General features: G+C 42.3%; 18 protein-coding genes. 8 read left to right on the top strand and 10 right to left on the bottom strand.

Translation table 11 applies throughout. From position 1 onward, the window contains the following. Positions 1-8 precede the first annotated feature (8 nt). The 3 genes from levG (at position 9) to sacC (ending at position 3,026) form a co-directional block, all read left to right on the top strand. The gene (gene levG, locus ACQVGT_RS07530) at positions 9-836 is read left to right on the top strand and encodes a PTS fructose transporter subunit IID (protein ID WP_003229834.1); all 828 of its coding nucleotides are present in this window, start codon (positions 9-11) and stop codon (positions 834-836) included. 116 nt (positions 837-952) lie between these two features. Continuing rightward, complete coding sequence (locus ACQVGT_RS07535) at positions 953-1,084, top strand: hypothetical protein (protein WP_223497671.1); 132 nt, start codon at positions 953-955, stop codon at positions 1,082-1,084. After that, positions 1,023-3,026, top strand: a complete 2,004-nt coding sequence (gene sacC, locus ACQVGT_RS07540) for a levanase SacC (protein ID WP_236822446.1) — start codon at positions 1,023-1,025, stop codon at positions 3,024-3,026. The genes ACQVGT_RS07535 and sacC overlap by 62 nt, the downstream gene beginning before the upstream one ends. A 41-nt stretch (positions 3,027-3,067) precedes the next feature. Here sacC and yraA read toward each other — a convergent pair whose 3' ends face one another. The 3 genes from yraA to ACQVGT_RS07555 form a co-directional block, all read right to left on the bottom strand. Next, a complete protein-coding gene (gene yraA / locus ACQVGT_RS07545) occupies positions 3,068-3,577 on the bottom strand; it encodes a cysteine protease YraA (protein WP_003229836.1) in 510 nt (169 codons plus the stop codon). A 132-nt stretch (positions 3,578-3,709) separates the two neighbouring features. After that, entirely contained in the window at positions 3,710-4,759 is a 1,050-nt protein-coding gene (locus ACQVGT_RS07550; RefSeq protein ID WP_015483485.1) for an NAD(P)-dependent alcohol dehydrogenase, read from the bottom strand. 130 nt (positions 4,760-4,889) lie between these two features. Then, positions 4,890-5,084 (bottom strand): carboxymuconolactone decarboxylase family protein, encoded by a 195-nt coding sequence (locus ACQVGT_RS07555; RefSeq protein WP_015384200.1) that lies wholly within the window; start codon positions 5,082-5,084, stop codon positions 4,890-4,892. 182 nt (positions 5,085-5,266) lie between these two features. On the opposite strand from ACQVGT_RS07555, the gene adhR reads away from it, so the two are divergent. Next, positions 5,267-5,689, top strand: a complete 423-nt coding sequence (gene adhR / locus ACQVGT_RS07560) for an aldehyde stress transcriptional regulator AdhR (protein ID WP_015483484.1) — start codon at positions 5,267-5,269, stop codon at positions 5,687-5,689. 237 nt (positions 5,690-5,926) lie between these two features. Here adhR and ACQVGT_RS07565 read toward each other — a convergent pair whose 3' ends face one another. From ACQVGT_RS07565 to ACQVGT_RS07585, 5 genes are read right to left on the bottom strand one after another with little or no spacing between them, the layout of a single operon-like run. Beyond that, positions 5,927-6,226, bottom strand: coding sequence for a spore coat protein (locus ACQVGT_RS07565; protein ID WP_015384198.1), 300 nt, complete (start codon positions 6,224-6,226; stop codon positions 5,927-5,929). Positions 6,227-6,241: 15 nt separating this feature from the next. Beyond that, complete coding sequence (locus ACQVGT_RS07570) at positions 6,242-6,439, bottom strand: hypothetical protein (RefSeq protein ID WP_015384197.1); 198 nt, start codon at positions 6,437-6,439, stop codon at positions 6,242-6,244. A gap of 19 nt (positions 6,440-6,458) precedes the next feature. Next, positions 6,459-7,595, bottom strand: coding sequence for a zinc-dependent alcohol dehydrogenase (locus tag ACQVGT_RS07575; protein ID WP_015384196.1), 1,137 nt, complete (start codon positions 7,593-7,595; stop codon positions 6,459-6,461). A gap of 17 nt (positions 7,596-7,612) precedes the next feature. Then, a complete protein-coding gene (locus tag ACQVGT_RS07580; protein ID WP_009967868.1) occupies positions 7,613-7,981 on the bottom strand; it encodes a spore coat protein in 369 nt (122 codons plus the stop codon). Positions 7,982-7,998: 17 nt separating this feature from the next. Beyond that, complete coding sequence (locus tag ACQVGT_RS07585) at positions 7,999-8,244, bottom strand: hypothetical protein (RefSeq protein ID WP_014477469.1); 246 nt, start codon at positions 8,242-8,244, stop codon at positions 7,999-8,001. Positions 8,245-8,518: 274 nt separating this feature from the next. Here ACQVGT_RS07585 and ACQVGT_RS07590 point away from each other — a divergent pair, with 274 nt between their 5' ends. The 4 genes from ACQVGT_RS07590 (at position 8,519) to ACQVGT_RS07605 (ending at position 10,189) form a co-directional block, all read left to right on the top strand. Continuing rightward, a complete protein-coding gene (locus ACQVGT_RS07590; protein ID WP_015251599.1) occupies positions 8,519-8,905 on the top strand; it encodes a VOC family protein in 387 nt (128 codons plus the stop codon). Positions 8,906-9,047: 142 nt separating this feature from the next. Next, complete coding sequence (locus ACQVGT_RS07595; protein ID WP_144052044.1) at positions 9,048-9,149, top strand: hypothetical protein; 102 nt, start codon at positions 9,048-9,050, stop codon at positions 9,147-9,149. 271 nt (positions 9,150-9,420) lie between these two features. Then, positions 9,421-9,780, top strand: coding sequence for an SH3 domain-containing protein (locus tag ACQVGT_RS07600; RefSeq protein WP_004399021.1), 360 nt, complete (start codon positions 9,421-9,423; stop codon positions 9,778-9,780). A 52-nt stretch (positions 9,781-9,832) separates the two neighbouring features. Then, positions 9,833-10,189 (top strand): SH3 domain-containing protein, encoded by a 357-nt coding sequence (locus ACQVGT_RS07605; RefSeq protein WP_004398671.1) that lies wholly within the window; start codon positions 9,833-9,835, stop codon positions 10,187-10,189. Positions 10,190-10,611: 422 nt separating this feature from the next. Here the strand turns inward: ACQVGT_RS07605 and ACQVGT_RS07610 are convergent, their stop codons facing one another. Beyond that, the gene (locus tag ACQVGT_RS07610; protein WP_015483483.1) at positions 10,612-11,412 is read right to left on the bottom strand and encodes an alpha/beta hydrolase; all 801 of its coding nucleotides are present in this window, start codon (positions 11,410-11,412) and stop codon (positions 10,612-10,614) included. 136 nt (positions 11,413-11,548) lie between these two features. Next, positions 11,549-11,812 carry a CD3324 family protein gene (locus ACQVGT_RS07615; protein ID WP_015384191.1) on the bottom strand — a complete coding sequence of 88 codons (264 nt, stop codon included), beginning with the start codon at positions 11,810-11,812 and terminating at the stop codon, positions 11,549-11,551. Positions 11,813-12,034 lie beyond the last annotated feature (222 nt).

The following is a 12,034-nucleotide window of genomic DNA, read 5'->3' on the forward strand; positions in this document are numbered from 1 at the left end:
GAAGAAAAATGGAGAAAGAAAAACGATTAACGAAAAAAGAAATTTTCAGCATGTTTATTCGTTCAAATTTTTTACTCGGTTCCTTTAACTTCGAACGTGTGCAGGCAATGGGATATTGTTATGTCATGATACCGGCGATCAAAAAATTGTACGGTCCCGGAGCGAAAAGAAACGAAGCCTTGCAGCGGCATTTGGAATGGTTTAATACACATCCGTGGCTGACAGCGCCTATATTTGGCGTGACGGCAGCCATGGAAGAAGAAATGGCGAACAATAAAGGAATTGACGGAAAAGCGATAAGCGGAATGAAAATCGGTTTGATGGGACCAATAGCGGGCGTAGGCGACCCGATTTTCTGGGGAACGATTCGTCCTGTCTTAGCTGCGCTAGGAGCCTCCCTTGCTTTAGGAGGAAACATTGCCGGTCCTTTGCTATTCTTTTTCTTGCTGAATGCCATAAGATTAAGCACAAAATATTACGGATTAAAGTATGGCTATGTGAAAGGAATGGAGATTCTTCAGGATTTAGCGGGGAATCGCATTCAAAAGCTTACAGAGGGCGCTTCGATTCTCGGATTATTTGTTATGGGGGCTCTCGTGTCCAAATGGACCACCATCAACATTCCAATCGTTGTATCCAGGATTAAGGATGAAAGCGGAAAAGTAGATGTTCAAACTGTACAAAACGTGTTAGACAGCATTATGCCGGGTGCGCTGCCTCTCGGATTAACGTTATTGGTGGCATGGATGCTTCGCAAAGGGGTGAATCCTCTTCTCATTATTTGCGGCATCTTTGTCATCGGGATTCTCGGGTATTGGGCTGGATTCTTAGCATAAGCTGTGTGAAGGAAAAAGAGAGAAACTGCAGCAGTCTTTTCATATATAAATCATTCGGATAACAGCGAAACAGAGGAGAATTGCCAGAAACGGACCAGCTTGCTTAGCAGTCTCTCTTGAAAGTGTTCAAACATGAAGAGAGGAGCGAAGGAACAAATGAAAAAGAGACTTATTCAAGTCATGATCATGTTCACCCTGCTGTTGACTATGGCATTTTCGGCAGATGCAGCCGATTCAAGCTACTATGATGAGGATTACCGTCCTCAATATCACTTCACACCGGAGGCAAACTGGATGAATGACCCAAACGGAATGGTATATTATGCCGGGGAATATCACTTGTTCTATCAATACCATCCATACGGGCTTCAGTGGGGGCCCATGCATTGGGGGCATGCCGTCAGCAAAGATTTGGTTACATGGGAACACCTTCCTGTTGCGCTGTATCCGGATGAAAAAGGCACGATCTTTTCTGGAAGCGCAGTTGTAGATAAAAATAACACAAGCGGTTTTCAAACAGGCAAAGAGAGGCCGCTTGTGGCCATTTATACACAGGATCGGGAAGGCCATCAAGTGCAAAGTATTGCCTATAGCAACGACAAAGGAAGAACATGGACGAAATACGCTGGCAACCCTGTCATTCCAAACCCGGGTAAAAAAGATTTTCGCGATCCAAAAGTCTTTTGGTATGAGAAAGAAAAAAAGTGGGTAATGGTGCTTGCGGCCGGTGACCGAATCCTCATTTATACATCAAAAAATCTGAAGCAGTGGACGTATGCAAGTGAATTTGGACAGGGTCAAGGAAGCCACGGGGGAGTATGGGAATGCCCGGATTTATTTGAGCTTCCGGTAGACGGCAATCCGAATCAAAAGAAATGGGTCATGCAGGTCAGTGTCGGAAACGGAGCGGTCTCGGGAGGATCAGGCATGCAATATTTTGTAGGGGACTTTGATGGAACTCATTTTAAAAATGAAAACCCGTCAAACAAAGTTCTCTGGACGGATTACGGCAGAGACTTTTATGCCGCTGTATCCTGGTCCGATATTCCAGCCACAGATAGTCGGAGACTATGGTTAGGGTGGATGAGCAATTGGCAATATGCGAATGATGTTCCGACATCCCCATGGAGAAGTGCAACGTCCATTCCAAGAGAGTTAAAATTGAAAGCGTTTACCGAAGGGGTTAGAGTGGTCCAAACACCAGTGAAAGAGCTGGAAACCATTCGCGGGACCTCTAAGAAGTGGAGGAATCTGACCATATCGCCTGCAAGTCATAATGTGTTAGCAGGGCAATCTGGAGATGCCTATGAAATAAATGCAGAATTTAAAGTAAGCCCTGGTTCATCTGCTGAATTTGGTTTTAAGGTCCGAACAGGTGAAAATCAATTTACGAAGGTCGGCTATGACCGAAGGAACGCCAAATTGTTCGTTGACCGGAGCGAGTCGGGCAACAACACCTTTAATCCGGCCTTTAACACCGGAAAAGAAACAGCCCCATTGAAGCCGGTAAATGGGAAGGTTAAGATGCGCATTTTTGTTGACCGCTCCTCGGTTGAAGTATTTGGGAATGACGGAAAGCAGGTCATAACGGATATCATTCTCCCAGACCGATCAAGCAAAGGGCTTGAATTATATGCTGGAAATGGCGGTGTAAAGGTAAAATCTTTAACCATACACCCTTTAAAAAAGGTATGGGGAACGTCACCTTTTATGTCCAATATGACTGGCTGGACGACTGTAAATGGCACGTGGGCCGACACGATTGAGGGGAAACAAGGGAGGTCGGACGGAGATTCCTTTATCTTGTCTTCAGCATCCGGGTCAGACTTCACTTATGAATCTGATATCACCATTAAGGATGGAAACGGAAGAGGGGCAGGAGCACTAATGTTTCGCTCTGACCAAGATGCCAAAAACGGTTATCTTGCCAATGTGGACGCGAAGCATGACCTGGTGAAATTCTTTAAATTTGAGAACGGTGCTGCTTCTGTCATTGCTGAATACAAAACACCGATAGACGTTAATAAAAAGTATCATCTGAAAACAGAGGCCGAGGGCGATCGCTTTAAAATCTATTTAGATGATCGTCTTGTGATTGATGCAAATGATTCCGCATTTTCAGAAGGCCAATTTGGCTTGAATGTGTGGGACGCGACTGCTGTCTTTCAGAATGTAAAGAAGGAGTCTTAATTTTAAAAAAGGCACAGACCCGAACAGTCTGTGCCTTCTCGTTATTTTAACAAATTTAAAGATTCGCGGTTAAATGCTTCCAAATCATCAGGTGTTCTGCTTGTGACAATGTTGTGGCTGACGACTACTTCTGCATCTTTGTAGTTTGCACCGGCATTGATTAAATCTTTGCGGATGCTGCGGTAGCCTGTGATATCTTTGCCTTTTAGAAGATCCGTATCAATCAGTACTTGCGGGCCGTGGCAAATTGCGAAAACAGGTTTTTTGTTTTCGACAAATGCTTTTGCGAATTCACCCGGACGGTCATCTGCACGAAGCAAATCCGGAGAGAATCCCCCAGGAATTAAAAGTGCATCAAAGTCACTTGCATCCACATCAGAGATGGCTTTGTCAATCTTTACTTTCTCGCCATGCTTACCGGTCACTTCTTTGCCGGCTTCCAAATCGATAGCCACAACACTGTAGCCAGCTTCTTCGTATGCTTTTACCGGACTTGTATATTCGATGTCTTCGAATTGGTCTGTAACAAGAACTGCAATTTTTTTGCTCATAAAAAACCCTCCTAATAACTCTCTATTCATAGAATAACAGGAAGATTGACCGGCCTTCAAAATATTTGCTTAACCAGATCGTTTTTCGTGAGTTTCAATAAAAGCGGGTCAGCCCATATAAGGACTTACCTATTACAATGTGGAAATATCAATCACAAATCGATAACGGACATCGCTTCGGAGGATACGTTCGTATGCTTCGTCCACTTGGTCAGCTCGGATGACTTCGATTTTAGGTTCGATGCCATGCTCAGCTGCGAAATCCAGCATCTCTTGAGTTTCTTGAATTCCGCCGACTAGAGAACCTGCAATGCTGCGGCGCCCCATGATTAGGGAAAACACACTGTATGTGTCCGGCTTGGCAGGAGCTCCAACGTTTACAAGTGTCCCGTCTATACGAAGCATTGATAAATAGGCATCCACATCAAGATTCGCCGATACCGTATTTAAGATCACATCAAAACGCCCGGCCAATGCAGTGAATGTAGCTGGATCACTTGTTGCAAAGTAATGATTTGCACCGAGTTCCAGAGCTTCTTCTTTCTTATTCATGGAACGGCTCAGGACGGTTACCTCTGCACCCATCGCATGTGCAAATTGAATCGCCAAATGTCCAAGGCCACCCACGCCTACAATCGCAACCTTTTTACCAGGGCCAACATTCCAGTGTTTCAGCGGGGAATACGTTGTGATACCTGCACACAACAGCGGACTGGCAACATCCATTTCCAAACGGTCTGGTATGCGAACAACAAATCTGTCAGTGACAACGATTTTTTGGCTGTACCCGCCATAAGTGGGGTTTCCGTCGTAGTCTACTGAGTTATAAGTTTGAACAACACCCTTCGTGCAGAATTGTTCCTCTCCGTTGAGACAGTATTCGCATTCTCCGCAAGAGTCAACAAAACAGCCGACACCAACGCGGTCTCCGACAGCAAACTTGGTGACTTCTGCTCCAACGGCTGTTACGACACCGGCTATTTCATGTCCTGGCACCATTGGGAAGATGCCACCGCCCCATTCATCAAAAGCACTATGAATGTCTGAATGGCAAATACCGCTGAATTTAATATCGATTAAGACATCGTGCGGCCGTAATTCTCTTCGCTCAATCGTCGTTTGTTCAAATTTGGCTTTTGCATGTGACACGCTTAATACACGGGTTTGATGTTGATTACACATATGAACCTATCCTTTCTTCATCATAAGTGTTGTAAATAAAAACATGCACTTATTTATGTTTTATGGTGTCTTCAACATAACGATAAACCTTAAAGTCTGCTTTAAGGCAAGGGTTTTTTTAAAATAACATTTAAAATGAACCTGATTTATAAGGTGAGCTACAGTCAGCAATTGACGCAGAAACTGTAATCATGCTGCGATCCCGGGGTGAAAGTTCTTCCTCTCTTGCCCAAATGTCACCGAATAGAACATCATCATGAAGTTCAGCAAACTTTGGCGCAAATTCTCCTAATTGTTCTCTTCCGGCAGTTTGTTTATTTGCCATTCAGCAATCCCTCCATCTAAACTGTTTTTATTGCATGGAGAAGTATAGAGCTTAAAGTGTGCTTTAAGGCAAGTCCCGAATATATAAACCCAGATTCAGCAGCTAACCACTTGTTTTGAGCTTGACTTAAAGTTAACTTTAAGTGTTACCTTCACAACATGCAGGATAGAGAGGTGAAGATCATGAATATTGCGCAGGTGGCAAAGCAGTTTGGCCTGACAGCCGCAACACTCCGTTATTACGAACGTGTAGGATTAATCCCGCCTGTAAAACGAAAAGACAGCGGCATTCGCGACTATGATGAAGAAGATATCAAATGGATTGAATTCATTAAATGCATGCGAAATGCGGGACTATCGATAGAAGCGCTAATTGAATATACAACATTATTTACCGAAGGTGACCGTACGGTAGAAGCTCGAAAAAATATCCTGTCTGACGAACGACAGCGGCTGATAGAGAAGCGGAAAGAAATTGATGAAACAATTAAGAGATTAGACACAAAAATTAAAGATTATGATGGGAAATTGCGCGAAAATGAGGCAAAGCTCAAAAGCAGGCCTAAAACGGAAAGTCTTCACGGATCAGTGGAGCAAAGAAGGTAGCATTCTTTGCGTGTGAAGAGGGCAGGTTAAAGTTTTCTCCATCAAGAAATCGCATAAAAAGAGGTGGTTACGATTCCTTATTTGGATTGGAGAATTTGCAAACATTATCGGAGAACAGATGGAGAAATGCGGTTAATCTATTTACGGTCATAGGACCCGAACAACAGTGCTCATTTTGAAGCTGAGGAACAGTTGTGCCCAATCAATACTGTTCCTCAGCAAATCACTCATTGTATGTTAAAGGGTTGGCAATTGAATGGCTGTATCAATATTTTTTAAATGTAGCTTGACTTGTTCGTCTGTGTTCCAAGGATGGTACCAGCCTTTTTCCATCATATAGCTTGAGAGTTGTTCGTGCATATCGAGTGCTTCTTCCAAATGACGGACAAGGACCTCCTTCACTTCAGGCGTTCCGGCTTCAGTTGCTGCCATCGCATAATTTCTGACTCCGTTTTTTGCTGCAATTAATAAGTCCATAGCAATGATTTGGTCTGTTAGAACATTCATGCCGGTCAGATATTCAATGATAGGATTCATTATTCAATCATCTCCTCATTCATGCTTTGCATTAGATAAAATAGAGGCGAATTCCTGCAGCTGCCGTGTGGTGATGTCAACGTCTTGCTGCATGATTTCTTTAAGCTTCGGATCAGATACCAGTGCTTTCATTGTTTTAGATTTCGTCAAACAAAGTGTCTTGAAAGCAGTCATTTCCTGAACCTCAAGCACTTCATGTAAGGCGTATCCCATTTCTGTAACCTCCGTTTTTTTAAGGTTTTAACACAACTTTTATACAATCATCCATTTTGGAATCAAAAATGTCATAGCCATGCTTGGCTTCACTAAGCGGTAGGACATGGCTGACAACATCTCCCGGATCAATTTTGCCTGTCGATACTAGTTCAAACATGTACGGCATATAGTGGATCACCGGAGCCTGTCCAGAGCGTATGTTGACGTTTCGCTGCATAATATCTCCTAACGGAAAACCGTTATATCTGCCTCCATACACACCTGTAATTTGTATGGTTCCTCCTTTGCGAACAGCTTGGGAAGCAATGACCAATGCACTCATCGTTCCGCCATGAAGCTTTAATCCGCTGGCAAGGAACTCGAGATCGCTCATTTTACCATCCATCCCAACAGCGTCAATGACTACATCCGCTCCGCCTTTCGTGATTTCCTTTAAATAATTCCCTGTATTCTCATGGTCTTCAAAATTAACGATTTCTACTTTGTTTGTACGTTTCGCATGCTGTAAGCGATAGTTTACATAGTCAACTGCTATGACGCGTTTTGCGCCTTTTAGCCAACAAAACTTTTGAGCAAACAGGCCGACTGGTCCGCAGCCGAGAACGATAACAGTATCGCCGTCTTTTACACCGGCATTGTCCACACTCCAAAAGCCGGTGGTCATGGCATCGGCAATCACGCTTAATTTCTCATCGGGTTCCTCACAAGATTCAGGGATTTTAAAATGGGTAAAATTCGCAAATGGCACTCTTAAATATTCAGCTTGCCCGCCTGGATAACCGCCAGTTTGCCCTGAATAACCGAAATAAGCACCCATTTCTCCGTTGTCATTCGATTGATCACATTGGCTTTCCAGCTGGTTTTTACAAAAAAAACATTCACCGCAGGCGATCGTAAAAGGGATAATGACGCGGTCTCCTTTTTTTAACTTTGTAACCCTTGGCCCAACTTCTTCAACAATTCCCATCGGTTCATGGCCAATGACATAGTCTTCTTGCATATTAGGAATGAATCCATGGATTAAGTGTAAATCTGATCCGCAAATGGCTGTACTGGTGACTTTGATAATCATGTCATCGGATTTTTCAATCTTTGGATCGGGGACATCTTTGACAACAACATTTTTAATGCCTTGATACGTTACTGCCTTCATGCTTAAAACCTCCAGTGTTAGTGTTCATCAGGTGTCCGGTCAAACATCCCTTTGCGATTTGTTTCATCAGGAAAGAGGTTCATATTGCCGACCATGATCGTGTTTTTTGCAGAGAGCTGATCCAGCTTATACTGTTCGCTCAGCTCATATGGATGGAACCATTTTTTGCTGATCATCAGTTCCGTAATCTCTTGGTGCATCGCAATTCCTTGCATCAGCTGTTTCCGCAGCAAGGCTCTTACATCTGGTGAAGCGGTTTCTGTCAAAGCTACAGCAGTATTCCTTACGCCTTCCTTAGCTCGTATAAGAAAATCCATCGCGAATGTAGTGTCTGCTAGTTCAGGCACATTCAGCGAATTAATGGGGTCTAAATGATCATTATTCAAAGAGGCTTACCTTCCTTTCAATTGATGATTGGCGTTGGGCGGCTTTGAGGGACAGGGGCCTGAAATGAGGCACGCTCATACACCGCCTGTAATTCAGTAAGGTCTTGAATGGATTGCTGCACATCTTTTTGCATCAAGTCCTTCAGTTCTTGGTCAAACACAAGCCCTTGCATTAACTTTGATTTCGCTATACAAAGTGTTTTAAAGTTCACGATTTCATGTAAGTCAACAGCCTCATGAGCTGCCAATGTTTGATGATCCATATTGATGTAACCTCCTTTTATCAACGTTACATTTCCCGAAATGACGTTGAAGCATACAGAAAGTACACTCGGTATCATTTTTTGTTTTAAGAATCGCTGTTTTTGCTCGTTAGCGTACATTTCTTATGACATGGAATAAACGGCACTTAAATCTGAAATAAGGTGAAGTATGGAAATTTATTTATGTAAACTTGACATAGTGCTGTCAGGTTTCCTTTTGTATCATTAAATTGGATGACCAGTAAAAAGTATGGTTTTATAGGAGGCACTCGATATGAAGCTGTTACAAATTAGACTTTTGGTGAATGATTTTAAGAAAAGCGTCGAGTTTTACAAAGATTCATTAGGACTTCCAATAAGTTGGTTAGAGAATGAAATGGAATATGCACTCTTTGATAATGGGGAAACGAAAATAGAGCTTTTATCTCGAGAAACGATGGCTGAAATCGTTGGAGAGGAAAAAAAGTCCTTGGAAGGAGAAGCTCAATCAAAATTTTTGCTTCAGTTTAAGGTAGAAGATGTTGATAAAACATATGACGATTTACACGAAAAAGGAGTTAAATGTGTGAATAAACCGCATGATCGCAAGGAATGGAGTGCCCGAGTTGCTCACTTCAGAGATCCTGATCATAATCTGATTGAAATATATAAAATGTTATGATTTTTCGACTCGCAAAATCATAGAATAACGTTTGATAACGTACCTCATCATTTTTATACGCCCTGGTAAAAGAAAGCAAAGTCATAATAGGTTGCGGACACTGAACTTGCAGCATTTACGCTGATTTGTTTGGTGTCCGTTTTTGATTGGTGAAAAAGGTGGAGTATCCATGAATCGAGGAGAAGCGTGGATACAAGGAAGCAGTACACTGATTGAGTTAATTGGTGGGCACGAAGCCGCTTAATCCATGTCCTTTTTCCTGATTGTCAATCGTGATTACCGACTGGAGAAATGATTAAGAGCCAAATGTAACACACCATCAATATCAAGCCTGAATACCATTTATTTTGTATCCTTAATTGTCGAAAACATAGGAATAATTCCACTTTTGAAAGATCTAGTTTATGGTACATTGATAAATATATGGGAGGGGAGGGGGCATGGTATCTGAAAGTAAATCCTTAACTGGATGTAAGAAAGTCAAACGTACGGCATTTATAAGGGGAGGGTATAAGGTGAATAAGTTAAAGAGGCTAAGTATGCTAACGGTGATGATTGCATCTGTGTTCATTTTTTCTAGCCATGCACTTGCAGCTCAGTATTATACGGTTTCAACAAGCAGCGGTGCTCCTGTCAATATGCGCAGCGGCCCAGGTACAAGTTGGGGAATTGTAACGACCATTCCGAGTGGAACCCGCATCCCGATCTATTGCTACAAAACCGGTACAACTGTAACTGGAAAGTATGGAACGAGTAATATTTGGAATTACACAGAGCGGACGCTTGCCAGCGGGGAGATCGTTCCTGGATTTGTCTCTGATACATATATGTATACAGGCTCAGACGGTCCGGTTGTTCCTAAATGCAGCTGGTAGCCTATGTTCTATCGTTTCTTAAAATGAAGGAATTGAAGAAAGAGGGATGACATTGACTAAACTGAAAATGCTGAGTATGTTAACCGTTATGATTGCATCATTATTCATTTTTTCCAGTCAGGCACTTGCCGTTCAGTACTTTACTGTCTCAACAAGCAGCGGTGCGCCTGTCAATATGCGCAGCGGTCCTGGTACAAATTATCCTATTATGCTTTCCATTCCGAGCGGCTCCCGTGTTCCTTATTATTGTTACGCTTATGGAACGACTGTTACAGGGAAGTATGGAACGAGTAATATCTGGGACCAAATCCAGTGGAAAGATTCCCGGGGTGTCGTGAATATTGGATATGTTTCTGACACATATGTGTACACAGGTTCAGACGGCCCTGTCGGTTACAAATGCAATTAGCTAAATACTCCGTACAATAGAATCTCTTCTTAAGGGCCTATCTAGGACGAACCATACCAACAACAATAGTTGGTATGGTTTTTGCTGCGATGAAGTCTTCCATACCTGCATTTGTAGTGATTTTCAAAAGAGATTCATGATGTTAGACACTGGTTGTTGTTGAGGCCAAAATAACGAGCCGCTTTAGAGTTGTATCTAATGGTATAAAATACGGAATTAAGATAGGAAATAATCAATAGGAGAACGTAATGTACAAACCTATTTTTCGATGAAATCCCTAATATCACTTTGGTTAAACATCTCACATTGCGTTCTCGTTAGTGAAAAGTTCTTTTTACGCTTCGTGAAATCTTCTCCAATTCCATAGTTAGTTTTATCTGTCCTATTATGAAAATTTTAATCAATCCTTAACACGTATGTTTCTATTCTTTTTCTAACATGTCGTGTAACCTCTCAGAAAATTTTTTATGATGCATTGTGTACCCCGTATGATTTCCGGGGAATTCAACCAATTCTGTTTCCAATAGTTCCGCTAGGGCGTTCGCGCAACGATAAGGAAAAAGCTCCCGAGAAGCACTTCCGCCAGCTGGGAGTACCTTCATCGGTGAAGATGTAAACACAGTTTTTAATGCTTCGAAATCTAATGTATAGCTGAGAATTCCTTGAATTTCATACTCAGTGAAATACGTTGAATTTCCGAGAAGCCGCTTTGTCAGCACAGCCTTTGATTGTTCGTCTGTCTCTAATCTTGACATTAACTTAATGACTTCACTTCGATGATTTTTCTTAAGGTCTTCCATAAATTGCTCGGCTTGTTTCAGCTCATTTCCATGCAGAAGCTGCAATAAGATTGGTTCGTGTGGGATCATGACATGTACTTGTTCGGGATGGCGTATGCACAGATCAAGCCCGATAACAGCCCCGGAGCTGCTTCCAAATACGTATGCCGGCTTATTGGTGATTTTGGCTAGAAGACGGTGAGCATCGTCACTGTGTGTTTCCACACGGTAATCCTCAATCTGATTGGCGAGATTGCTGCGGGAATGGCCGCGGCGATCATAAGTAACAACCGTGTACCAGTTAGCCAGATGATTGGCAACATGATGGAACTTGTCGGCATCACCGCCTCCGCCGTGGACCAAAAGAATGATGGGACCTGAGCCACGCACCTGATAGTGGATGTTCGCGCCGGGTACTTGCAACGTTCCATTGTTTATCGTCATTTGTAGGACCTTCCTTTCTTCTCATCTCCCTTAACTTTACTCAATTGGCCAATTGTATCATATGCAGGAATTAACTAAGAAACAAACCCGCCATATAAAAAGCACTGATTATATTTCATCAGTGCTTCCGTTTTGTTTATTTAGAGTAGACAATTTTTTTTATTGTTTCATCAGAGAGGTGATATTCATCAGATAATTGATGAATGGTTTTGCCGTTTTTAAATGCTTTTTTAATAGAAGCGTTTCTGTCATCGATCAGCTTTCTTGTTCCTGAACACGCACCCCATTTTTGATGAGAGGATTCAGGTTTAGGGATATATATTGTTTTTCCTTGAACATACTTTTGAATTTCCGATATCAGCTTTTCAGGTAAAATAGCGGTTGCTTTTACATATGCCATTTCTGCCAGCTCCTTATTTTTTTATGTCAAATAAGGTGCAAAGCCACTATATCAGAAAAGCTTACTTGGGCGATCTTTTAGAAAGTCTACCCCATGCAAAGTATCGCCTTCCCAATAATAGGCTTTGCATGGGACGTTGCGGAATCTGGCATTCTCATCTTGCTTGCCATTTACATCACCTCCCTAACGATTTTCGATGATCATTTCCATTATAAAATAGAG

This window comes from Bacillus sp. SCT118, from assembly GCF_058566435.1.

Excerpts from the sequence above, each read along its gene's own strand:
- levG (WP_003229834.1), top strand. The coding sequence starts at position 9 with ATGGAGAAAGAAAAACGATTAACGAAAAAAGAAATTTTCAGCATGTTT.
- sacC (WP_236822446.1), top strand. The coding sequence starts at position 1,023 with ATGTTCACCCTGCTGTTGACTATGGCATTTTCGGCAGATGCAGCCGAT.
- yraA (WP_003229836.1), bottom strand. The coding sequence starts at position 3,577 with ATGAGCAAAAAAATTGCAGTTCTTGTTACAGACCAATTCGAAGACATC.
- ACQVGT_RS07550 (WP_015483485.1), bottom strand. The coding sequence starts at position 4,759 with ATGTGTAATCAACATCAAACCCGTGTATTAAGCGTGTCACATGCAAAA.
- ACQVGT_RS07555 (WP_015384200.1), bottom strand. The coding sequence starts at position 5,084 with ATGGCAAATAAACAAACTGCCGGAAGAGAACAATTAGGAGAATTTGCG.
- adhR (WP_015483484.1), top strand. The coding sequence starts at position 5,267 with ATGAATATTGCGCAGGTGGCAAAGCAGTTTGGCCTGACAGCCGCAACA.
- ACQVGT_RS07565 (WP_015384198.1), bottom strand. The coding sequence starts at position 6,226 with ATGAATCCTATCATTGAATATCTGACCGGCATGAATGTTCTAACAGAC.
- ACQVGT_RS07570 (WP_015384197.1), bottom strand. The coding sequence starts at position 6,439 with ATGGGATACGCCTTACATGAAGTGCTTGAGGTTCAGGAAATGACTGCT.
- ACQVGT_RS07575 (WP_015384196.1), bottom strand. The coding sequence starts at position 7,595 with ATGAAGGCAGTAACGTATCAAGGCATTAAAAATGTTGTTGTCAAAGAT.
- ACQVGT_RS07585 (WP_014477469.1), bottom strand. The coding sequence starts at position 8,244 with ATGGATCATCAAACATTGGCAGCTCATGAGGCTGTTGACTTACATGAA.
- ACQVGT_RS07590 (WP_015251599.1), top strand. The coding sequence starts at position 8,519 with ATGAAGCTGTTACAAATTAGACTTTTGGTGAATGATTTTAAGAAAAGC.
- ACQVGT_RS07610 (WP_015483483.1), bottom strand. The coding sequence starts at position 11,412 with ATGACGATAAACAATGGAACGTTGCAAGTACCCGGCGCGAACATCCAC.
- ACQVGT_RS07615 (WP_015384191.1), bottom strand. The coding sequence starts at position 11,812 with ATGGCATATGTAAAAGCAACCGCTATTTTACCTGAAAAGCTGATATCG.